The sequence below is a fragment of the Helicobacter sp. 11S03491-1 genome (genome assembly GCF_002272835.1).
Classification (GTDB): Bacteria; Campylobacterota; Campylobacteria; order Campylobacterales; family Helicobacteraceae; genus Helicobacter_J.
The window spans coordinates 78,193-99,296 of sequence record NZ_MLAO01000001.1 but is presented as its reverse complement, the minus strand read 5'-3'; the positions used below and the strand labels follow the sequence as shown (position 1 = coordinate 99,296).

Below are 21,104 nucleotides of genomic sequence, written 5' to 3'. Positions count from 1 at the left end.
TCCTTCCATAGACTTTTGATAATCATAAAAATTCGCTATTGGTAACTTCTAAACTGAGCTTATTGAGTGTCCGATTAAAGCTATCATTTCTGCACAGTATCGGGCATTGCGCACAATTAATAGCATTATAGACTTCGCGAATTCTAGATCCTCTCCATATTTGCTCTAGCGTTTGTTTTGACAAATCCCCTAAAAAGTGCTTATCACTTTGTCTGAAATGCAAACATGCCCATACTTTGAAATCTGCACTAATGACTGTGGAAAAAAACATCCCATGACACTTATCATACCCGCGATAAGAAACATCACTCATTTCTTTGTATTTTTGGTAGCTTGCAACGATTTTGAAATCTTTGTCTTCGTATTTGGCGCGCAATTCCTCCAGTAAAGGCAAAATATCCAGAGTGTTGCCGGTAAAAGGTCTAAATTGCGCAAAATCTGCCCCTCTTTCTTTGACGAGTTGGACAAAAGACTCCATATCCCCTTGCGTAAGTTCTGAAGTCAAGAATCCCACTCCAAAACTGGTTTTGGAATTGAGTTCTTTTTTGATTTCGGAAAATAAGGCAATATTTTCAAGAGTCTTTTGAAAATGATGAGGCTTCATTCCGTGAATTTTTTCATACATTTCCGGACTCCCTGCATCCAGACTGATTCTAAAATATTCTAAATTGCTTGCGATAATCCTTGCTTTGTGCTCATCAAGATTCATTCCATGTGAATTCAATCCGATATTCATGCCGGCATTTTTGATAAGATGGATGGCGTATTCAAAATAAGGGCTAATGGTAGGTTCTCCTCCACCGGATAAAATGACGCCTTTATTGTCCAGGCTTTTGAGTCCTTCTACGATTGTTTCAACTTGTTGTTTGGATAGTTCTGCATTATTCTCATTATGACCACAACAACCCGGACATCGATGATTGCATTTGTTGGTCAAATCCAATTCTGTAACGATTAGTGTTTTGTGGGAATTAAAAAAATAGTCTATTTTATTGGTATATTGCAATATTTTTTCATCTGAATTAAAGTTATTTATTTTTTTTTGCATTTAGTTTTTTCCTATAGTTGTAGTTGGGTATAAGCTTGGGTTATTCAGTAATTTTATAAGGTATTCTCCATACCCGCTTTTTTTCAACTCTTGGGCTCTTTGGGTCAAAGCAGCTGCATCAATCCAGCCGTTATTATAAGCGATTTCTTCTATGCAAGCGATTTTATAGCCCTGTCGGTGTTCGATTGTTTGGACAAAACTACTTGCTTCTATAAGGCTATCATGCGTGCCTGTATCCAGCCAAGCAAATCCCCTCCCCAGAATCTCCACTTTAAGTTGAGATTGTTTGAGATAGGCAATATTGACATCTGTAATTTCAAGTTCTCCTCTTGAGGAGGGTTTGAGGGATTTGGCAATTTCAAGCACAGAATTATCATAAAAATACAATCCTGTTAAAGCAAGATTACTTTTGGGATTTTGCGGTTTTTCTTCTATGCCGGTGGCATTAAAATTTTTATCTAAGCTGACAATCCCAAATCTACCGGGATCTTTGACAAAATAACCAAAAACAATAGCCCCACCATTTTGAGGGGGAAGTTGAGAGGATTTTTGAAGAATTTGGCTAAAGCCTTGCCCATAAAAAATATTATCTCCCAGCACAAGACATACGCTATCATTGCCTACAAAATCTTTTCCTAATATAAAACTCTCAGCCAAGCCGTTGGGTTGAGGCTGCACACAATAGCTTATAGACATGCCAAGCCAAGCGCCATCGCCAAATATTTCTTGAAATTTTGCAGTATCTTTGGGTGTAGAGATAATAAGGACTTCACGAATTTTAGCAAGCATGAGGACTGAAAGAGGGTAGTAAATCATAGGTTTGTCATAGATAGGGAGAAGCTGTTTTGATACGGTAAGTGTCGTAGGATAAAGTCTGGTGCCCTTCCCACCTGCCAAAATAATGCCCTTCAAAAAAATCCTTCAGCTTCAAGTTTAATTTCATTTTATAAGATATTTTAACCTAAAGTTTTTAAGATTTATCTTAATGTTTTTACCTGTCTTTTAAGCTTGGCATTTAGTTTTTTGTAGAAGTTGAGTTTGAGAAAAAATAAGGGATTTTTACGGATATAAAATTTGATTTTACAGCTTAATTGATTCTTGCGATAAATATCAAGAATAGTTTTTGGGAGTTGGTTGAGAAACTCTTGATGGAATGGGGTTTGGGACAGATAATAAAACCACAAGTTTGACTTGGGGACATCAGGGTATTTCCATGGCTTTTTATCCCCATCATAATGAAGTTGTATGGGTTCCAGCCTGGCTTGATTGATCTGGTCTTGGGAATAAAAATGAGGGATCAATTTTTCCCATTTCTCTCCATATCTTTCCCATGCGCTGTGGCTAATCATATGCCTTAAACTCAGAGATTGGATATAAGGATAACAAATAATATTTAGCACATCTTGCTCGGCAAGAACAAGTTTATGTGCATTTTTGAATGTATAATCAAGGAATTTTTGCTCTATATTATCTTGGCGTATTTGTTTGAGATTAGCGATGAAATACCCTCCTCCTATGCCATTTTGAACAGCTTGAAATTCTTCTTGCGAAAACTTTTTATACCCTTCTTTCCAGCCTGTAAGCGGGAAAATATCTTTAGGGTTGTTGGATCTAATACCGGCTAAATAGTATTTTTGATGCCCATCCGGTGCTAAAAAACTCTCACTAATATCATTAAGAAAAACAACATCTACATCACTAATAATAATTTTGTCATATTGAGGAAAGAATCTTGAAGCAACAAGTTTATAAAATACTTCTTTGCTGAAGTGATTTTTGGAGATTATTTTATCCCATAAGTCATCAAAAAGATTTTTTGTATGGATAAATTCCAAATAAGAAAAATTAAAAGCTGAAATGATTTGTTGGAGTTTTTGAATTTGTTCTTGAGAAATATCATTATGCAAGACATAGAGTCTATATTCTATCTGCCCCCCCCCCCCACTGAAATATTTTTAGCATTTTTCAGGAGTGAATAAAAAGCTATAGCCGCCGGGATTACATAATGAGTGTCGAAACAAAACATAATAGGGATAATGTGTTTTTTATCCATAAATAATAACCTTTTGAATTTCAAGATTTAAAGAGATTTTATAAAAATCTTCATTAATGCAAGATAAAAATACATAGAAGATAAAAACGACCCTATAGCCAAACTATAGAGTCTAAGAGAAGATATGCCAAAGATATGTGAAGTTAAATCAATTATTCAACTTCTGCATCAATGACATCATCATCTTTCTTACTATTTGCAGATCCACTTGGATTGTTAGTATTTTGGGCGTTATTTTCTTTGGCATACATTGCTTCTGCTAACTTATGACTTGCTTCTGTTAAGGCTTTGAGTTTTGTGTCAATTTCTTCTTTTGAGGCATTTTCATTTTTTAATGTTTCTTTGAGATCATCAAGGGCTTTTTGGATTTTTTCCACTTCGCTTGCTTCAAGTTTGTCTTTAAGTTCTGCCAGACTCTTTTCAGTTTGATATACCAGGGAATCAGCTTGGTTTCTGGATTCAATAGCTTCTTTTCTCTTGGCATCTTCTTCTTTGTGGAGCTCAGCATCTTTGACCATTTTTTCTATTTCGCTATCAGAGAGACCACTTGAACCGGAGATTTTGATCTCTTGAGATTTACCACTTGCTTTATCTTTTGCTGAAACAGTAAGGATACCATTGGCATCAATATCAAAAGTAACTTCAATTTGAGGCACTCCTCTGGGAGCAGCCGGAATCCCTGTAAGATCGAATTTTCCTAATGATTTATTATCTCTGGCAAGTTCTCTTTCTCCTTGTAAAACATGGATAGATACAGCAGGTTGGTTATCTTCAGCTGTTGAGAAGACTTGGGCTTTTTTGGCCGGAATAGTTGTGCCTCTTTCAATCACCTTTGTCATCACACCTCCAAGTGTCTCAATCCCCAAACTCAAAGGAGTAACATCAAGCAATAAGACATCTTTGACATCTCCTTTAAGCACCCCACCTTGGATAGCTGCTCCAATAGCAACAACTTCATCAGGATTCACAGATTTGTTGAGTTCTTTGCCTATGAAATCTTTGACTCTTTGTTGGACTTTTGGAATACGTGTAGAACCACCTACCATGACAACTTCAGAGATGTCGGTCTTGCTCAAATTAGCATCTTTAATAACAAAATCAATTTTTTTGATTGTCTCATCGATGAGATCATCAATTAAACTTTCAAATTTAGCGCGAGTAAGCTTTTTGACTAAGTGCTTAGGACCGCTGGCATCAGCAGTGATAAAGGGTAGATTGATTTCAGTTTCTTGGGCAGAACTCAACTCTTTCTTGGCATTTTCAGCCCCATCTTTGAGTCTTTGGAGTGCCATGACATCTGATTTGATGTCAATACCTGTGTCATCTTTGAATTCTTTGGCAGCCCAATCAATGATCCTATTATCAAAATCATCTCCACCTAAAAATGCATCCCCGCCGGTTGCTAATACCTCTACGACATTATCCCCTGTTTCAAGCACAGTTACATCAAAAGTCCCCCCACCTAAATCATAAACCATGATTTTTTCAGATTCTTTTTTGTCAAGTCCATAAGCAAGAGCAGCTGAGGTAGGCTCATTGATGATCCTCAATACATTAAGCCCTGCAATAGTCCCTGCTTCTTTGGTTGCTTTTCTTTGGCTATCGTTGAAATACGCCGGCACGGTGATAACAGCCTCTGTAACTTCTTCACCCAAATAGGCCTGAGCATCTTCTTTGATCTTCATTAAAATCTTTGCAGAAATTTCTTGGGGAGTATAGACTTTATCAGCAATTTCTATTGCACAAGCCCCATTTCTATCAACAATTTTGTAGGGGAGTCTTTTTTCTGCTTCTTTTGCTTTGTCTTCATTAAACATCAAGCCCATGATTCTTTTGATAGAATAAATAGTTTTTTGCGGGTTGGTAATTGCTTGTCTTTTAGCAGGTTCCCCAACCAAAATTTCCCCTTTGTCTGTGAAAGCAACAATTGAAGGAGTGGTATTTTTACCCTCTTTATTGGCGATAATTTTTGCTTCGTTGCCTTCATAAACTGCCATTGCAGAGTTAGTTGTTCCTAAGTCAATTCCTATTACTTTTGCCATTTTTTTATCCTTTGTGTTGAATTTAATTTTTTGCGATACTTACCATTGCCGGTCTAAGCACTCTTTCTTTGTATTTATAGCCTTTTTGCAAAACCTGAACAATATCACCATCCTCTTTTTGATCAGAGGGGACTTGCATGATTGCATCATGGATATTTGGATCAAATTTTTCATCACATTTGATCGCCTCAATCCCATGCTTGGCTAATACTTTATGCAAATTTTCAATTGTCAGTTCCAATCCTTGTGCAATCGCTTCGCTTGATTGCGCGTCTTTGGCACTCTCAAGAGCTTTTTCAAGTGTGTCTAAGATAGGCAATAAATCACGCGCTATTTTCTCATAAGCATATTCAAGCGCTTGATATTTGTCTCTTTCAAGACGTTTTTTGGTATTTTCAAAATCCGCATGGACACGGACATAATTTTCTTGTAATTCTTGATACTTCTTTTGATAATCCTCCTGTTCCAGGGTATTTTCTTGTTCTTGGTTTTGTGTTTGATCGTCTTGTTGGGCGATATCTTTTTCTTCTGTTTGGGTAGAATCATTTTCCATTTTTACTCCTTATTTTGGGTTTATGAAGCGATTTCTTCATAAAAATTTGCATAATTTTTATCTAATTTCCCTACACAAAACATTCTCGCATTTTTTTCTTGTAGCTTAATGTCTTGCATGATGCCAATATTGCCTTGAGGGATGGTTTTTTCGAAATAAATTCCTTTATCCAGTTTGTCAAAAATTTTCCCTTCTATAATTTCAAAAAATAATTTTTGAAATTCTTGGTATTCCAACATGAAACTCAAGAATTTTATGCCGGAATAATGTAATTTTGGAGTTTGTGTCGCTTTTTCCAATTTTTTGACTAAACTCATTGCGCAAACTTGATAAGCTATCTTCTTGATATCTTCTATTTCTAACCCTATGAGTTCTTTTACAAACCTCTCTATAGAATGATTAAAGGGCAGGGCAATTTGATCATCTTCAAAAACGAGAATCAAGAATTGATTGTCGTGATTGAGGACATCTTTGAGGGTTTGGGTGTTTTTTTCTTTGATAATGCCAAAAATACCATTTTCTTGACAGGCTTTTTGAAATTTTTGGATATTGGTTTGCAAGCATGTATCTTGATAATGGATTTTATTTCTCCAATAGTTTTTGAGCGCTATGTAAGTAGGGATTCTGCCACTACTAATATGAGTTTGCATCAAAATACCTTCATCCGAGAGAACTTTGAAGTAATTCCTTATGGTTGCCGAAGAGATTTTGATACTCAAAGACATTTTTAGAGATTCTGAACCAATGGGTTCTTGAGATTCGATATATCTTTGAATGATTTTATCTAAAAGCAAATCTTTTTTACGATTCATAGCTAAAACCTTAATCCTGAAAAATTGTTTGTCTTATTATACCAAAAAAAGTAAATAGAATTAGCATTCATATAAAAATATTGCTAAAAAATATCAAACTTTAGTCATTTGATATAAACTTATATAAGTTAATAAACTAAATATTCTTAATGTCATTTCTTGAAATATCTGTAACAAAGACTTTATCATGAATGTAATTGTTTGGTTTTGGCAATAAAACATGATAGAATATATTTTATGAATATACATATAAAAAATATCGATCAAAATCTGATCAATGAAATTAGTAGCATATCCTTAGCAATGTTTAGGAAAAGTTTTTTTGGTGTTTTTCATGGGTCTATATCTGCAAGAATATCTCAAAATCGTTTTTTGATCAACAAAAAAGACGCCATATTTGATAGGATAAATAATGATTCTCTGATTATGCTCCATGATAAAGAAGATTATCGTTGGCAAGAAGCAAGCATAGATTCTTTTATCCATTCAAATATCTATCAAAGTCTCACAGAAGCTCGTTTTGCTGTTTATGCTATGCCTCCTTATAGCGTAGCTTATTCTCTTAAGCATAGCGTTTTGTTGCCTAAGGATTATTTTGGGTATCGTTTTTTGGGGAAACAGATTGATATTTTTGATCCAAAAGATTATGATAGTTGGTATGAGAGAGCAGATATTGATATTTTGAGGTATTTTAAACAATCCAAAAAGAATTTTATTTTTATCAGAGGCTATGGTATTTATGCCTATCACAGAGATCTGCATGCTTTAGCAAAAATTATTGCTTTGATTGAGAATAGTTGCAAGGTTTTGTATCTGGGTGGTATGCTTGATGCGGGTTATATTAATGAGGGAAGATTTGATATAGGTTGATATGAGGGAAAAAAATTTTAATAAAATTCTAAGGTTTTATTACCTTAGAATTTTAAAATAGTTTTTAAAGTTTATCTGCATTTTGGGCCAGATATTGTGCTACACCATCGTGAGTAGCTTTCATACCTTTATCGCCTTTTCTCCATCCTGCAGGGCACACTTCGCCATTTTCTTCAAAAAACAAGAGAGCATCAACCATACGGATCATTTCATCAATATTTCTTCCTAATGGAAGATCATTAATAACAGCATGACGAACAATTTGGTTTTTGTCAATCAGAAAAGAACCTCTTAGGGCTACTGCTCCTTCAAAAAGCACATCATAATCTCTGGAAATTTGTTTTGTAATATCTGCTACCATTGGAAAAGTTACATTTCCAATACCGCCTTGATTTACAGGAGTATTTTTCCAAGCAAAATGCACGACTTCCGTATCTGTAGATACACCAATTACATTAAAACCTTTTGCTTGAAAATCTTTGACACGGTGATCAAAAGCAATGATTTCAGAGGGACATACAAATGTAAAATCTTTTGGCCAGAAAAATATAATAGCGCCATTTTTGCCTAAATTTTTTGAAAGTTCAAAATTTTCTACAATTTGATTATTGCCTAATACTGCGGCTGCTTTGAAATCAGGGGCTTTTTTTGTTACTAACATTCTAATTCTCCTTGATGAATTTTAAAATCTAAAATTTTGATAACGAATAATAATTATCATTTGTTCATGATAACAATTGAAAGTTAATTGATGCCCAACATTGATAAAATAGAGTTTTCATTTTTGGGTCATATTTATAAAAAGGTGCTACAATCTCAAAAAATTTAAATACAAGGTGAGTTTATGAAAAATGAGTTTCTTTTTACCTCCGAATCTGTAACAGAAGGTCATCCGGATAAAATGGCTGATCAAATCAGCGATGCAGTTTTAGACTATATTATAGGAAGAGATAAAAATGCCAGAGTTGCTTGTGAAACTCTTGTTTCAAATGGGTTTTGCGTCATTGCAGGAGAGTTGAAGACATCTGTATATGCTCCTATGCAAGAAATTGCAAGGGAAGTGATCAAAAGTATTGGCTATACAGATGCTTTGTATGGTTTTGATTATCGCAGTGCGGCTGTTTTGAATGGGATTGGAGAACAAAGTCCGGATATTAATCAGGGCGTTGATCGTGCTGATGGTGAGATAGGTGCAGGAGATCAGGGTCTGATGTTTGGCTATGCTTGTAAAGAGACTTCTACTTTGATGCCTTTGCCCATTTGGTTAGCCCACCAATTAACAGAAGGACTTGCCCAAAGAAGAAAAGATGGCACACTTCCGTTTTTACGTCCTGATGGTAAGTCTCAAGTAACTGTAAAATATGTTGATGGCAAACCTGTTTGTATCGATACGATAGTGATTTCTACCCAACATTCTCCGGAAGTGGAACAAAAGCATTTAAGAGAAGCGGTGATAGAAGAAATTGTGCATAAAATTCTACCTAAAGAATACCTCAATGATAACATCAAATATCATGTTAATCCTACAGGGAAATTTGTGATTGGTGGTCCACAAGGCGATGCAGGTTTGACAGGACGAAAGATTATTGTAGATACTTATGGGGGAAGTTGCCCACATGGTGGAGGTGCTTTTAGCGGAAAAGATCCCAGTAAGGTCGATAGAAGCGCAGCTTATGCGGCTAGATATGTTGCTAAGAACTTGGTTAGCGCAGGGGTATGCCAGAGAGCTACAGTCCAGTTAGCCTATGCTATTGGTGTAGTAGAGCCTGTTTCTATCTATGTTGATGCGCATGGAAGTTCAAAATTTGAAGATTCGCAGATTGAAGCTTGTGTCCGAAAAGTATTCCGATTGACTCCTAGGGGGATTATAGAAAGTTTGGATTTATTGCGTCCTATTTATAGAAAAACATCTGCTTATGGTCATTTTGGAAGAGAGTTGCCTGAATTTAGTTGGGAAAAAACAGACAAAATAAGTGAAATAAAAGAGTTTTTTGGCATCCGTTAATAATTAATTGTTCAAAAGCTTGACATGCTAAAGATTAAAAATTAACAAAATAATGTAGTTTTATGTTATAAAAATAACTTACTAAATAATGATGGATGCTTGTATTTTTAAGATATTTTATGGATTATGTTTTTGAAATCAATGGTTATCTTAATAAAATAATATTCATGATGAAGATAATTTTGTAAATACAAGTATTTGCCTATTTTTCTATAACTTTAATTTTATAAGAATAAATGAAATGGGATTATTTTTTATATACTTTGAATTATATGGTAAAATATAGATATTATATTTTTTAGCTTTTATTGTTTTTAGTTCAATGATAAAAATATTTTAGAATAAGGTTATGATTGATAATCTAAAAAGATATTATTTTTTTAATAATGTAAAGAATACAATATTTAGAAGCTATGAAATTGAAAAACTGGCAATATTTAAAAATACTAAAAAAATATTCTGCAAATCTTAAAATAACGATGTTGGTAATTTTGTTACGTATTTTGGCATTCTAATCAAAGAAAAATATAAAAATATAAATAATATATTTATATATGCAGAATGAATATAGAGATAAATGGTTTGAAAAATATCGTTTTAAGTGTTTTAAATGTAATTTTTATGTATAATCAACGTTTTATTTATGAGATTAACAAAACAATATTAAGGAGTTTGGTTGATGCAACAGACGCTTTCAATTATTAAACCTGATGGGGTTAAAAAGGGAGTTATAGGCAAGATCATTGATCGTTTTGAGAGCAATGGTTTAAGGGTTGCTGCAATTAAAAAAGTTCAACTTTCAAGTTTTGATGCGCAAGCTTTTTATGGCGTGCACCAACAGAGATCTTTTTTTAATGATTTGGTGAAGTTTATGACAAGTGGTCCTGTTGTTGTAATAGTGCTTGAAGGTGAAAATGCAGTCCTGAAAAATCGAGAATTAATGGGATCTACTAATCCAAAAGAGGCAAAGACAGGGACTATTCGAGCAGATTTTGCAGAAAGTATTGACGCAAATGCTGTTCATGGTAGTGATTGCTTAGAAAATGCAAAAATGGAAATCGAATTTTTCTTTTCAAAAAGGGAAATTTGTTAGTTTTTAGATGAAGATAGAAATGAGAAAAATAACCCAAGTCCCAAAAAGTTTTTGTATGGAAAATCAAGGGCTTAGGCTTGAGGGTGAAATTTATCGCAAATCCTCAAATCTGTTTCTTATGGATGCTTATTTGAAGGGTTCTTTAGAATTAATTTGTGATCGTAGTGGTGATGCTTTTATAAAAAATTTTGACGAATCTTTGGTTTTGTATATTTCAGATGGTATATGGAATATACAAAACCAAAGATTAAAACCTGATGATTTTGATGTCATTGAGTTTTTTGATGGTTTTATTGATATGGGATATATCTTGGAAAGTGAAATAGAATCTATTAAGGCAGATTATCACACCAAAGATTAAATTATAAGGAGTATAAAATGGCAGTTCCGGATAGACGAGTGAGTAAAACAAGAGCGGCAAAAAGAAGGACGCATTATAAAGTAACATTGGCACGCCCTGTTCGAGATAAAGATGGAAGTTGGAAAATGCCTCATCACATCAACAAATTTACAGGTTCTTATAAATAATTATTTTTTTAAGAATTTTAACTAAGAATGTAAATCTTAGTATTTCAAATTACAAGAAGAAGTTATGTTAAAAATAGTGATTGATGCTATGGGTGCAGATAATGGTGTTTCGCCTATTGTTGATGGAGTAAGAAAAGCTTTAGATAATAAGAATTTTCAAGCTATACTTGTTGGGAATGAGGAACTCATAAAGCCGCTTATTTCAAAAGATATAGCAAGTAAAGTTCAGATTGTTCATTGTTTGGATTATATCAAAATGGAAGAATCTGCGTCGGTGGCAGCAAAGAGAAAAGATTCCTCAATATACCAAGGGATGGAGCTTGTTAGGAATTCTCAAGCAGATGCTATTGTTTCAGCAGGTCATAGTGGGGCTACTATGAGTCTAGCGACCTTGAGGGTTGGGAGGATTGAGGGTGTTTCACGACCGGCTATTTGCACATTAATGCCCACAATTGCTTCACATCCCAGCATGATTTTAGACGCAGGAGCAAACACTGATTGCAAACCTGAATATTTGGTAGATTTTGCAATTATGGGTTATGAGTATGCTAAAAGTGTGATGGGCTATCCATCTCCTCGCATAGGTCTTTTGGCAAATGGGGAAGAAGATTCTAAGGGGAATGACTTGACCAAAGAAGCCTTTAAAAGTTTAAAATCTTATGAATTTTTTAAGGGTAATGTCGAGAGTAATGATATTTTTAATGGCAGTATTGACGTGGTTGTTTGTGATGGTTTTAGTGGAAATATTGTTTTAAAAGCAAGTGAAGGAGTAGCTATTGCAATCAATTCAATTCTTAAAAAAGAAATTAAGTCTTCTATGTTGAGAATTTTGGGTGGTTTGTTGTTGAAGGGGGCATTTTATAATCTCAAAAAGAAAATGGATTATGCTGAATACGGAGGTGCTCCGTTGCTGGGAGTTAATAAAACTGTGATTATTAGTCATGGCAAAAGTAATGACAGGGCTATAGAGTGTGCTATTTATCAGGCTATTAAAGCTATAGAGGCAGATGTTTGTGAAAAAATAACTCAAGCCTTTAGCCATAAGGGAAAGTGATGGAAAGATATGCTTCTTTAAAGTCAATTGCTTCTTATGTTCCCAAAAGATGTGTTAAAAATGCAGATTTTGAAAAGATTTTAGATACAAGTGATACATGGATACAAAAGCGCACGGGGATTTTGGAGCGTTATTTTGCTTCTGATGATCAAAATAGTAGCGATTTGGGTGCAGAGGCAGGTAGGATAGCTTTGGAGCGTTCGGGGTTGCAAACTAAAGATATTGATTTGGTAATGGTAGCAACCTTAAGCCCGGATTATTTAGGCATGCCTTCTACTGCTTGTTTAATCAGTGCGAAATTGGGTATTAGAGATAGACCGGCTTTTGATATTACCACAGCTTGCACAGGTTTTATTTATTTGCTTTCATTGGCAAAAGCGTTTATCCTGTCAGGGACTTATGAGCATATTCTTATTATTGGAGCAGAAAAAGTGAGCAGTGTGCTTGATTTTGAGGATAGAAGCACTTGTGTATTGTTTGGTGATGGGGCAGGAGCAGCTGTTGTGAGCGCTAGTTGTGATAAGAAAAATTCTATTGTAGATGTTCATATTTCTTCAGATGGGACTTATTGTGATTTGTTATCTACGCCGCGAGTTGTTAGGCAAAGTCATTTTTTAAAACAAAGTTCTCTGAGCCCATATTTACAAATGAAGGGAAATGAAACATTTAAATTAGGGGTGAAGACATTAGCAAATGATGTTGAAAAGATTATGAAAAAAAACAATGTTTCCTCTGAAGATATTGATTTTTTTATTCCTCATCAAGCCAATCTTAGAATAATTTCCGCAGTAGGCGAACAACTTAATTTTTCTTCAGAGCAAGTAGTCATCACTGTTCAAAAATATGGAAATACTTCTGCGGCAAGTATCCCTATGGCAATGAATGATATTTATGAAAGTGGGAAACTTAAAAATGGTGATCTGATGCTTTTAGATGCTTTTGGAGGAGGAGTTACTTGGGGTTCAGCATTGCTATATTTTGGGGGGTAAGAGGTGCTGTGCAGATCGGACAAAATTGGTTCAAATTATGAGTTTTTTTCTATTTTTTCACAAGATAATCGCTATCGCTTTGTATTGGAGAGAACTTGGGATACTCACAAACCTAAGATTGCTTTGATCACATTGAGTCCTGAAAATGCTAATTCTGATTATTGGGATAGCACATTGTTGGTGTGCAAAGAATTTGCCATGATGCTTGAAGATGGTAAATATGGTGGTTTGTATTTATTGAATCTTTATCCTTATATCACTTCCAAAACTACAGATTTGATTGAATATAATGGGGAGATGTTTGAAAAAAATATTGCTTATATCAGGCATTGCGTTAAAAATAGTGAGAAAGTTTTTTGCGCTTGGGGGGATAATGTTTTTAGAAGAGCAGGTAAATTAAAGCAACACACACAATTAGCTTCAAAACTTTTGATGAGTATACAAGATTATCAATACAAAATCTATTGTTTTGGTGTTTTAAAAAGTTCTCATCCTTGTCATGTCATTCCGAAAGATGGGGGTAATTTACTTTGGCGATTTTTACAAGATTTAAAAAATGGATCTTCATTAAAAAAATATCTCTACAAAGGTTTAAAAGATTTTTCATAATTTTTTTTAATTTCTAAGATTTCCCCAAGCGTGTCTTGAAGGTTTTTGTTATAAATTTTATGAAAATATTTTGTTTTTTTATAGACCTTGTCATAATATTTGACAATAAGGATTTCAGCGATTTTGTATAAATCTTGATGATTCCACAAAATAAGAATTTCATCAAAAAGATTTTTTGTAAGATAGGGCTTAATTTTTCCCATAGCCCATAGAAATTCACTTTCAGGGATATTTTTATAGAGCTTCAAAATCCTTTCAATGCGTGAGGTGATATCGGCTTCAATGAGAATATTTGCTTGATTGTGATAGGCATTCATTAGAGTTTTGGGTATGGTAATAGAGCCAAGTTTTTGTGATTCTGCTTCAATAAACAAAATGGGTTGATTGATTTTTTGACGTAATTCTTCAAAGAGCATATTTTCAAACATCTTTTGTGTGGGTTGTTTCCCGATTTTGAAAGTTGCCATTCCTCCAAAGCTTGATCCATAATGTTTGGCTAAAGATTCTAAGTCAATACTGCATGGATTTAAGGACTGAATAATTTCACTTTTTCCACAACCTGTAGGACCACAAAGAGCGATAAAAGAATGTTTTAAGGGTGAAGAGAAATAGCTTAGCACTTCATTGCGATAACCTTTATAACCATTTTCTAATTTTTGAGTATGGAAACCTATATGTTGAAAAATGATTTGCATGGATTGGCTTCTTTTGCCTCCTCTTGCACAATAAATAAGAAGTTTATTTTTATGATTGAGTATTGCGTGGAGGGATTTATCCTCAGGAATGTTTTCTAGCATTTTTGCAATATTTTTACAAGCAATGCTTGCTCCTAAAATTTTAGCCTTTAAGGGAGAATCTTTGTATAAAGTCCCAATTTGAGCATACTCTTGATTGTCAAAAACAGCCAAATTAATAGCATGAGGAATATGAGAGTATTCATATTCTTGGGGCGTTCTAACATCAATGATATAATCGAATTTTTTATCTCTCTCTTTATTTATCATCATAAATGATATTGCCTTTCATGAATAACCACCAACTCAAAGCCCTTGCTTGGTTGAGTTTATCATAAAGTTTTTTGACTTCTTGGTCGTCATGTTCTTGGGGTTTGGAATCATTGATATACTCAATACCTTCTTGGGGAGTGGCAATAAAACGATGGGTTGCGACAGCAAAATACCCTAAGGCATATCTATTGTTGTCAAACTTTAGGGCATGATTATTGCTAAAAAGAGGTTTTCCAAAACCGGCATATTTGAAACCCTTTGGAGATACGAGTTCTACAATAGTGGGGGCAATATCAATATGAGAGCCAATATTGGCTAATTGTTTGGGGGTAAGTACAGGAGAATAAAGGATTAGGGGAATGGAATTGGTAATTCTATTGTCTCTGTGGGCAGAGGGATACATTCTATCAAAATGATCCCCTGTGATGATGAATAGTGATTGTGGGCATGCTTTTGAGACTTCTTGGACAAAACGGGTAACTTGTTTATCATACCACCACATGTGCCCTAATATATTTGCATTGACGCTGCTGTTAGGAAAATGTGTGTCTAGAAATTTTTGGATTTTATCTAAGGGGACATTGAAATATTTCAAATTGACATCATAAGGAGGGTGATAAGAAGTAGTCATAATCATATTAAATGTGGGTTTGGTAGCTTCTAGAGTATTTTGTTTTATGTAATCAAATAAAATATTATCATAAACTCCCCATAGATTCTCATAAGGTTTTGGATAAGGTTTGTTTTTGGCATAATTTAAAATATTAGTATTGTATAGAATTTGATTGAATCCTTCTTGGGCAGTATATCTATCAAGTTTTTGCCAAACTCCTGATCCCCCATAATAAAATCTTGTATCATAGTCTAGTTGTTTCAAAATACCTCCAATAGCCGTAGGGAAGAGAGGTAAATGTCCAAGCATGGTATTGAGTGGGATATCTGTTTGAAAAAGCCCTGTAATCTGGACATCAAGACTTTTAATAGTCATAGGAGCATTTTGTAAAAAATTTTGCATTTTGAAACCATGTTGGTTATCTATCAAAGATTTTAGCCCTGAACTCAAGTCAATACTATCAAATAAGGGATCAAAAGAGTATTCGCTTAAACTCTCTGAGACAATATAAAAAATATGTTTGATTTGAGTATGGGATGTGTTTGTACTTGTATGGCTGAGTAATTGATACAAATTTAAGGGGGGTTTAGTGTCTTCAGGGAGATTAAAAAATTCTTTAGCGCTTTGTAGAGGGGATTTTTGATAAAAATCACTAAAATGAGAGTTTGCAATTTTTTTATAATCTCGATAAACAAGATAAATATCTCTAAAAGCTCCTGGGGTAATTTTTCTTAAAAAAGAATCTTGTGCAGGTTGTATGTGTTGATCTAATGAAATACCTTTGAAGCCAAAATGTGAATTTATAAGAGTAGTAATAAGTCCTGCAAAAATGATAAATAAGCAAAGGTTAGCTGTTTTCGTGTAGCCAAAAATAGCTTTTTTTGCAATTAGCCAATCAAAAAAAGTAATCATTTTTGAATATAAATAAAAGCAAAATAGGCTAGCCAAGATTAAAAATATAATTTTTAATGTGATGTAATAATCCCCACTTAAGCCCGTCTTGAAGATGGCTTTTTGATCATCAAATATAATACCTAATAAATTACCGTTAAAACTATCGTTATAGATGCTATAGAAGACCATATTAGCAATGCCTAGAAAAATACAAATGACAAATATGAACCTTGCATAAAAAGAAAGGATATGTTTTTGAAAACGACTCAAAATCAAGACAAATCCCAGCAAAAAATAAATAATGCCTATTCCGGCAACGGCTCGATTATCATATTTTGATCCATCAATAAGGACTTGCAAAATTTCTTGAAAGCCCACATTTTCTCCCATTGCATGATGAGCGATACCTATATAAAGAATAAAGGCTATACGGATACATATAAATAAAATAATTAAAAGAAATATGAAGCCTATAGAGTCAAGCAGTGTGCGAATTACTTTCATTTTTCTTGAACCTTTTGAGTGATAAGATGAGGATGCATATAATGGAGAGTATCCATGTGGGGGCATCAATAAAGTAATCAAACAGATTTTTGGAATCCATGATTTGCAATCCATAGCTTAAAAGACATATCAAATAAATAATACCTAATATTTTATGGATAAAATATCCTAAAATACAAATGAGACAACATATAATGATGATGAAATAAGGATTTTGATAATAAATATTGAGAGGGATTAAATTCAATACGCTTAAATAAACAATGAGTCCAAAGAAAAATATAAAAATAAATGCTTTTAAATTTAATAAATTTATCCGATGCGTTTTGAGATTTTCGAATATAATTACTAAGCTTAAGGTAAATAAAAAAACACTCATTTCACCCACAAAACTGTAGGTTAGAATATTGATTGAGAGATTTTTAATAGGGATATTTACAACAATACCGGCTAGTATCATTAAAGCGATATTGGTTGGGCGGGAGATTTTTGCTAAATGACCAAAGTATCCAAAAATTGCCATATATGCAATGGAAAATACATAAAAATTCATTTTTTTGTCCTCAAATAGGATCGGTTGAAACGAATATGGCGAATATTTTTTCTGTCATGAGTATAGACAATATCAATATTATCTCCATCTGTAATAGTAGTGGGATAACTTACCTCGCCATTAGAAGTGGTAGTATAGTCTAAATCCATTATTTTTTCAAAATTTGTAGCAGAAATCATTTTAGAAAGTGTTAAAGTGCCTCTTTGGAGTTTGGGATTTTTGTCTAAAGTATTATGAATCAAATAAATATCTTTATTGAAATTAATAAGATTAGCAGAATTATTATAGTTTTTGATATTTGTTTCTTGTGGGGAGAGGTATTTTTTACCTCCATGAGTACAGATTTGAGAAAACATTGTGTCATCATAGGCATGATGATTCCTAAAGATCACAAGACAATTTGTATTTGAGGTTGGGATTAGGCTTGGTTGAAGTTGTCTATGAAGATGATTAGGCTTGATAATAGAATCAAGATGACCCATAGAATTAAATTTTAAAATCAAAGCGTATTTATCTGCAAGCTCATGGTAAATAGGCAAATAAAATCCTCCATCACTTGTTTGAACAGGTATGGTGCGGACAAGATTGCTAATATTTAAAAAAGGGCTTAGGCGAAGGGTTTGTTGGTAGATAAACTTTTTATGAGACAAAAAGTTATCTACGTAGAGTTGATAAATTTTACTTGTCGCCCACCCTCCAATGCTTGTCCCTACAACAAATAAATAGATTCTATTTTTATTTTTATAAAGAACAGGATTTCCAAGTTTTTTAATATATTGCTTTGATTTTTTACTCAACTCTTCTCTGGAGAGCAGAACAAAAGGTTTGCTCCACAAATGTTTTTTGGCATTATAAATACTTCCATAGATTTTAACATCTTTACTGCCTTCTCGGCTCCCTGCAAAAAAGGCGCTGAGTAAATTTCCATTTTCAAGATAAGTAAGTGTTGCCGCATGGGCAAAAGGGACATTGGGAGGCATAGGAATATCTGTTTTTGTAAAATAGGGCTTTGTATAAGGAGTGGGAGTGAGTGCTATTTGAAAATTTATTTCATTGTGTTGTTTTTGGGATTGGAGATACAAAAACACCCCGCCCAAAAAAACAACTATCAGAATAAAATAAATTTTTTTTATCAAATCGGACTCCATTCAACCATAGTCCCATTGTTTAGAGGGATGAGATTATTTTGTATGAGTTTGATTTGAGTAGGGATCCAAGCATGCTTTCTTTGGAGTTTAATTTCTTTGGATTTTAAATTTGTGATATTATAAATTTGTTTTGCATTGTCGCTGACAAAAGCTTGAAGATTTTCAAGTTTGCCATGTTTTTCAAATAAATCTGCCAATGCGCATAAAATCATAGGTGCAGAAAAAATCCCTCCGGGAGCGTTGTCTTTGAGTTTGTTTTTTTCTAAATGAGGGGCGCTATCAGAACCAAAGCTTACTTTTGGATGGGCTTGTAGTGCAAGATTTAAAAGCATATCTCTATCTTTTGGAGTTTTGAGAATGGGTTTGCAGAAATGATGAGGTCTAAGCCCCGCCCCTAAAATATCATCAAGAGTCATAGTAATATGGTGTAATGTGAGGGTGGCATAAATATTTTCATAGGTTTCTAAAAGATCGATGCTTCGGTAATCACTCATATGCTCAATAATAATTTTAAGTTTTGGAAAAGTTTGCGCAATTTTAGCAAAAATTTTACCAAATTCATATTCCCTATCAAGACAAAAACCATTACTTTCGCCATGTATTGAGAGGATAAAACCTAATTTTTGAGCTATCTCAAATATTTTTAAGGTGCGTGGGGTGAGGATTTCATCTAATCCATTTTGGCTATTAGTTGTTGCGCCTTTGGGATAAAGTTTCAATATCTTTAGACCATTATTTCTAGCTAATACAAGCTCTTCTTCATCCAGGGTATCAGTAATATACAATGCTATGAATGGCATGAAATTTTTATCTTTTGAATTTTGGAGTATTTCTTGTTTGTATTGTAGAGCAAGTTTAGTGGTGGTAATGGGTGTTGTAAGGTTTGGCATTACTACAGCCCCACAAAATTGAGAAGTAGTAAAATCAATGATATTTTTAAGCATTTCACCTTCTCTTAAGTGTAAATGCATATCAAGGGGGTTGTGTAGGGTAATTTCTTGCATATAGCGATCCTTATTTTTTTGACACCAATTTTACTATATTCTATCTATTCATAAGCAAATCAAATACTAAAAGCTACTATAACTTAAATAGTAAGAATTATTTTTAACCAAATGTTAGAATATTATTATAATTATTTTGTGTCAAGTCCTTAAAGATCATCTTAAATATAAAAACAAAAAATAAATCCGGAACTTCATGGCTGTATCTATGTTTGGCGAGAGGGCAGAAGAATCGAACTCCTCAGCACTTAGACACCTAAGCGCTCTATAGGTTTGAAGCCTAAGACACACACCAGTTATGCTTGCCCTCCAACTTAATACAAAACTCAAAGCCATTATATTATAATTGTATCGTTTAAAATTATAATAAAAGGATTTTTTTGAGAGAGTTACGATCCCAACTCCCTAAAATAGATACGATTCTTAAAGAAAAAATATTCAAGAATCATCACCGAGACCTGCTTAAAAAAATTACGCAAGATTATATCCAAACCTTGCGTCAAACAATAATAAATTACGATCAAATTCCAAGCTATGAGGATATTCTTCAAAAAATATCTAAAATCTATAAACAAACCTTATCCCCAAGTCTTTATCCTATTATTAATGCCACAGGAGTGATTGCCCAGACAAATTTAGGGCGAAGTGTTTTTTCTCCCAAACTTCTTGAGGAGATTTTGCCTCTTTTATCCGAATATAATAATCTTGAATATGATATCCAAAAAGGAACTCGAGGGGAAAGGTATAAGCATATCAAAAATCTTGTTTGCGCTCTTTTTGAATGTGAAGATGTCCTTGTGGTCAATAATAATGCAAGCGCTGTACTGCTTATTATCAATACTTTTGCCAAAAATAAAGAAGTGATTATTTCACGTGGAGAGTTGATTGAGATTGGCGGGAGTTTTCGCATACCTGAAGTCATTGTTTGTGCGGGAGGAATTCTCAAAGAGGTTGGTAGCACTAACAAAACGCATTTAAAAGATTATAAAAATGCAATTACACATGAATCTGCCTTGATACTCAAAGCCCATAAGAGTAATTTCAAGCAAATTGGCTTTACTCAAGAGGTTTCTTTGGAGGAGTTGATTTTATTAGCCCAAGAAAATAACTTGATTGATTATTATGATGTAGGGAGTGGCTATATTACAGGGATTCCTAATATCTGCGAACCTTCTTTGATTGAAATTGCCAAACATAACCCTTCGCTTGTAAGTTTTAGCGGGGATAAATTACTGGGAGGTCCCCAAGCAGGAATTATTTTTGGCAAAAAAGATCTCATTGCAAAGCTTAAAGAAAATCATTTATTGCGCGCATTGCGTGTGGATAAATTTACGATTTTTGCATTACAGGCTACTTTTAGGGCTTATTTAGAAAATAAATTTGATGATATCCCTACGATTGCCATGCTCAATCAATCTCTAGAAACCTTGTTTCAAAAAGCTCAAGATCTCCTCAATCTTATTGAAAAAATACCTTATCTGAAATGTGAGGTGATCAATTTGTTTTCCAAGGCAGGAGGGGGAAGTTTGCCCGATAAAGAATTTCCTTCATGGGGGGTGAGTATTTCTCATAGTCGCCTAAAAGCTCAAATTCTAGGGGATAAAATTCGTCAAAAAGGGTTGATTGGCAGGATTCAAAATGAACAAATTTTGCTTGATATGCGATGCATACAAGCACATCATCTGGCCCAAATCTATAGAATTTTTATAGAAATAGGAAATTAAG

22 protein-coding genes and 1 tRNA gene are annotated in these 21,104 nt (G+C 33.8%); 9 read left to right on the top strand and 14 right to left on the bottom strand.

The features are described from left to right. Positions 1 to 22: 22 nt before the first annotated feature. From BKH45_RS00425 to BKH45_RS00395, 7 genes are all read right to left on the bottom strand, one after another. Positions 23 to 1,048 (bottom strand): radical SAM protein, encoded by a 1,026-nt coding sequence (locus BKH45_RS00425; RefSeq protein WP_095273499.1) that lies wholly within the window; start codon positions 1,046 to 1,048, stop codon positions 23 to 25. Beyond that, positions 1,049 to 1,960, bottom strand: a complete 912-nt coding sequence (rfbA, locus tag BKH45_RS00420; RefSeq protein WP_095273498.1) for a glucose-1-phosphate thymidylyltransferase RfbA — start codon at positions 1,958 to 1,960, stop codon at positions 1,049 to 1,051. Between the two features lie 65 nt (positions 1,961 to 2,025). After that, positions 2,026 to 2,955 carry a glycosyltransferase gene (locus tag BKH45_RS00415; RefSeq protein ID WP_180675546.1) on the bottom strand — a complete coding sequence of 310 codons (930 nt, stop codon included), beginning with the start codon at positions 2,953 to 2,955 and terminating at the stop codon, positions 2,026 to 2,028. Positions 2,956 to 2,972: 17 nt separating this feature from the next. Then, positions 2,973 to 3,101 (bottom strand): lipopolysaccharide 1,2-glucosyltransferase, encoded by a 129-nt coding sequence (locus BKH45_RS00410; RefSeq protein ID WP_095273496.1) that lies wholly within the window; start codon positions 3,099 to 3,101, stop codon positions 2,973 to 2,975. Positions 3,102 to 3,253: 152 nt separating this feature from the next. Next, complete coding sequence (gene dnaK / locus BKH45_RS00405) at positions 3,254 to 5,143, bottom strand: molecular chaperone DnaK (RefSeq protein ID WP_095273495.1); 1,890 nt, start codon at positions 5,141 to 5,143, stop codon at positions 3,254 to 3,256. Between the two features lie 22 nt (positions 5,144 to 5,165). Continuing rightward, positions 5,166 to 5,696 (bottom strand): nucleotide exchange factor GrpE, encoded by a 531-nt coding sequence (gene grpE / locus BKH45_RS00400; RefSeq protein ID WP_095273494.1) that lies wholly within the window; start codon positions 5,694 to 5,696, stop codon positions 5,166 to 5,168. Between the two features lie 20 nt (positions 5,697 to 5,716). Further along, complete coding sequence (locus BKH45_RS00395; protein ID WP_095273493.1) at positions 5,717 to 6,508, bottom strand: HrcA family transcriptional regulator; 792 nt, start codon at positions 6,506 to 6,508, stop codon at positions 5,717 to 5,719. Between the two features lie 237 nt (positions 6,509 to 6,745). Between BKH45_RS00395 and BKH45_RS00390 the strand changes: the two genes are divergently transcribed. Further along, on the top strand, positions 6,746 to 7,378 hold the full coding sequence (locus BKH45_RS00390) for a class II aldolase and adducin N-terminal domain-containing protein (RefSeq protein ID WP_095273492.1): 633 nt from the start codon (positions 6,746 to 6,748) through the stop codon (positions 7,376 to 7,378). A 64-nt stretch (positions 7,379 to 7,442) separates the two neighbouring features. Here BKH45_RS00390 and BKH45_RS00385 read toward each other — a convergent pair whose 3' ends face one another. Beyond that, the gene (locus tag BKH45_RS00385; RefSeq protein ID WP_095273491.1) at positions 7,443 to 8,039 is read right to left on the bottom strand and encodes a peroxiredoxin; all 597 of its coding nucleotides are present in this window, start codon (positions 8,037 to 8,039) and stop codon (positions 7,443 to 7,445) included. Between the two features lie 183 nt (positions 8,040 to 8,222). Between BKH45_RS00385 and metK the strand changes: the two genes are divergently transcribed. The 7 genes from metK (at position 8,223) to BKH45_RS00350 (ending at position 13,656) form a co-directional block, all read left to right on the top strand. Beyond that, a complete protein-coding gene (gene metK, locus BKH45_RS00380; RefSeq protein ID WP_095273490.1) occupies positions 8,223 to 9,383 on the top strand; it encodes a methionine adenosyltransferase in 1,161 nt (386 codons plus the stop codon). A 679-nt stretch (positions 9,384 to 10,062) separates the two neighbouring features. Beyond that, on the top strand, positions 10,063 to 10,476 hold the full coding sequence (ndk, locus tag BKH45_RS00375) for a nucleoside-diphosphate kinase (RefSeq protein WP_095273489.1): 414 nt from the start codon (positions 10,063 to 10,065) through the stop codon (positions 10,474 to 10,476). A gap of 7 nt (positions 10,477 to 10,483) precedes the next feature. Then, positions 10,484 to 10,837, top strand: coding sequence for a hypothetical protein (locus tag BKH45_RS00370; RefSeq protein WP_095273488.1), 354 nt, complete (start codon positions 10,484 to 10,486; stop codon positions 10,835 to 10,837). Between the two features lie 17 nt (positions 10,838 to 10,854). Beyond that, on the top strand, positions 10,855 to 11,004 hold the full coding sequence (gene rpmF, locus BKH45_RS00365) for a 50S ribosomal protein L32 (protein WP_095273487.1): 150 nt from the start codon (positions 10,855 to 10,857) through the stop codon (positions 11,002 to 11,004). A gap of 64 nt (positions 11,005 to 11,068) precedes the next feature. Then, complete coding sequence (gene plsX / locus BKH45_RS00360) at positions 11,069 to 12,058, top strand: phosphate acyltransferase PlsX (protein WP_095273486.1); 990 nt, start codon at positions 11,069 to 11,071, stop codon at positions 12,056 to 12,058. Further along, the gene (locus tag BKH45_RS00355; RefSeq protein WP_095273485.1) at positions 12,058 to 13,047 is read left to right on the top strand and encodes a beta-ketoacyl-ACP synthase III; all 990 of its coding nucleotides are present in this window, start codon (positions 12,058 to 12,060) and stop codon (positions 13,045 to 13,047) included. The genes plsX and BKH45_RS00355 overlap by 1 nt, the downstream gene beginning before the upstream one ends. Positions 13,048 to 13,050: 3 nt before the next feature. Further along, on the top strand, positions 13,051 to 13,656 hold the full coding sequence (locus tag BKH45_RS00350; protein WP_095273484.1) for a DUF1643 domain-containing protein: 606 nt from the start codon (positions 13,051 to 13,053) through the stop codon (positions 13,654 to 13,656). On the opposite strand, the gene mnmH is transcribed toward BKH45_RS00350, so the two are convergent. From mnmH to BKH45_RS08755, 6 genes are all read right to left on the bottom strand, one after another. Continuing rightward, positions 13,629 to 14,663 (bottom strand): tRNA 2-selenouridine(34) synthase MnmH, encoded by a 1,035-nt coding sequence (gene mnmH, locus BKH45_RS00345; protein WP_095273483.1) that lies wholly within the window; start codon positions 14,661 to 14,663, stop codon positions 13,629 to 13,631. The genes BKH45_RS00350 and mnmH overlap by 28 nt on opposite strands. Beyond that, positions 14,650 to 16,674 carry an alkaline phosphatase family protein gene (locus BKH45_RS00340; protein WP_257874458.1) on the bottom strand — a complete coding sequence of 675 codons (2,025 nt, stop codon included), beginning with the start codon at positions 16,672 to 16,674 and terminating at the stop codon, positions 14,650 to 14,652. The genes mnmH and BKH45_RS00340 overlap by 14 nt, the downstream gene beginning before the upstream one ends. Next, on the bottom strand, positions 16,649 to 17,227 hold the full coding sequence (locus BKH45_RS00335; protein WP_095273482.1) for a hypothetical protein: 579 nt from the start codon (positions 17,225 to 17,227) through the stop codon (positions 16,649 to 16,651). Before BKH45_RS00335 ends, BKH45_RS00340 begins: the two co-directional genes overlap by 26 nt. Next, complete coding sequence (locus tag BKH45_RS00330) at positions 17,224 to 18,363, bottom strand: sialidase family protein (protein WP_180675545.1); 1,140 nt, start codon at positions 18,361 to 18,363, stop codon at positions 17,224 to 17,226. Before BKH45_RS00330 ends, BKH45_RS00335 begins: the two co-directional genes overlap by 4 nt. Continuing rightward, on the bottom strand, positions 18,360 to 19,379 hold the full coding sequence (pyrC, locus tag BKH45_RS00325) for a dihydroorotase (protein ID WP_095273480.1): 1,020 nt from the start codon (positions 19,377 to 19,379) through the stop codon (positions 18,360 to 18,362). Before pyrC ends, BKH45_RS00330 begins: the two co-directional genes overlap by 4 nt. Positions 19,380 to 19,592: 213 nt before the next feature. Continuing rightward, positions 19,593 to 19,690: transfer RNA gene (locus tag BKH45_RS08755), tRNA-Sec, on the bottom strand. A 69-nt stretch (positions 19,691 to 19,759) separates the two neighbouring features. Here BKH45_RS08755 and selA point away from each other — a divergent pair. Further along, positions 19,760 to 21,103, top strand: a complete 1,344-nt coding sequence (gene selA / locus BKH45_RS00320) for an L-seryl-tRNA(Sec) selenium transferase (RefSeq protein WP_095273479.1) — start codon at positions 19,760 to 19,762, stop codon at positions 21,101 to 21,103. The last annotated feature ends 1 nt before the right edge of the window (position 21,104 follow it).

Coding starts and splice junctions, on each gene's coding strand:
- BKH45_RS00425 (WP_095273499.1), bottom strand. CDS start 1,048: ATGCAAAAAAAAATAAATAACTTTAATTCAGATGAAAAAATATTGCAA.
- BKH45_RS00410 (WP_095273496.1), bottom strand. CDS start 3,101: ATGGATAAAAAACACATTATCCCTATTATGTTTTGTTTCGACACTCAT.
- dnaK (WP_095273495.1), bottom strand. CDS start 5,143: ATGGCAAAAGTAATAGGAATTGACTTAGGAACAACTAACTCTGCAATG.
- grpE (WP_095273494.1), bottom strand. CDS start 5,696: ATGGAAAATGATTCTACCCAAACAGAAGAAAAAGATATCGCCCAACAA.
- BKH45_RS00395 (WP_095273493.1), bottom strand. CDS start 6,508: ATGAATCGTAAAAAAGATTTGCTTTTAGATAAAATCATTCAAAGATAT.
- BKH45_RS00390 (WP_095273492.1), top strand. CDS start 6,746: ATGAATATACATATAAAAAATATCGATCAAAATCTGATCAATGAAATT.
- BKH45_RS00385 (WP_095273491.1), bottom strand. CDS start 8,039: ATGTTAGTAACAAAAAAAGCCCCTGATTTCAAAGCAGCCGCAGTATTA.
- metK (WP_095273490.1), top strand. CDS start 8,223: ATGAAAAATGAGTTTCTTTTTACCTCCGAATCTGTAACAGAAGGTCAT.
- ndk (WP_095273489.1), top strand. CDS start 10,063: ATGCAACAGACGCTTTCAATTATTAAACCTGATGGGGTTAAAAAGGGA.
- BKH45_RS00370 (WP_095273488.1), top strand. CDS start 10,484: ATGAAGATAGAAATGAGAAAAATAACCCAAGTCCCAAAAAGTTTTTGT.
- rpmF (WP_095273487.1), top strand. CDS start 10,855: ATGGCAGTTCCGGATAGACGAGTGAGTAAAACAAGAGCGGCAAAAAGA.
- plsX (WP_095273486.1), top strand. CDS start 11,069: ATGTTAAAAATAGTGATTGATGCTATGGGTGCAGATAATGGTGTTTCG.
- BKH45_RS00355 (WP_095273485.1), top strand. CDS start 12,058: ATGGAAAGATATGCTTCTTTAAAGTCAATTGCTTCTTATGTTCCCAAA.
- mnmH (WP_095273483.1), bottom strand. CDS start 14,663: ATGATGATAAATAAAGAGAGAGATAAAAAATTCGATTATATCATTGAT.
- BKH45_RS00340 (WP_257874458.1), bottom strand. CDS start 16,674: ATGAAAGTAATTCGCACACTGCTTGACTCTATAGGCTTCATATTTCTT.
- BKH45_RS00335 (WP_095273482.1), bottom strand. CDS start 17,227: ATGAATTTTTATGTATTTTCCATTGCATATATGGCAATTTTTGGATAC.
- pyrC (WP_095273480.1), bottom strand. CDS start 19,379: ATGCAAGAAATTACCCTACACAACCCCCTTGATATGCATTTACACTTA.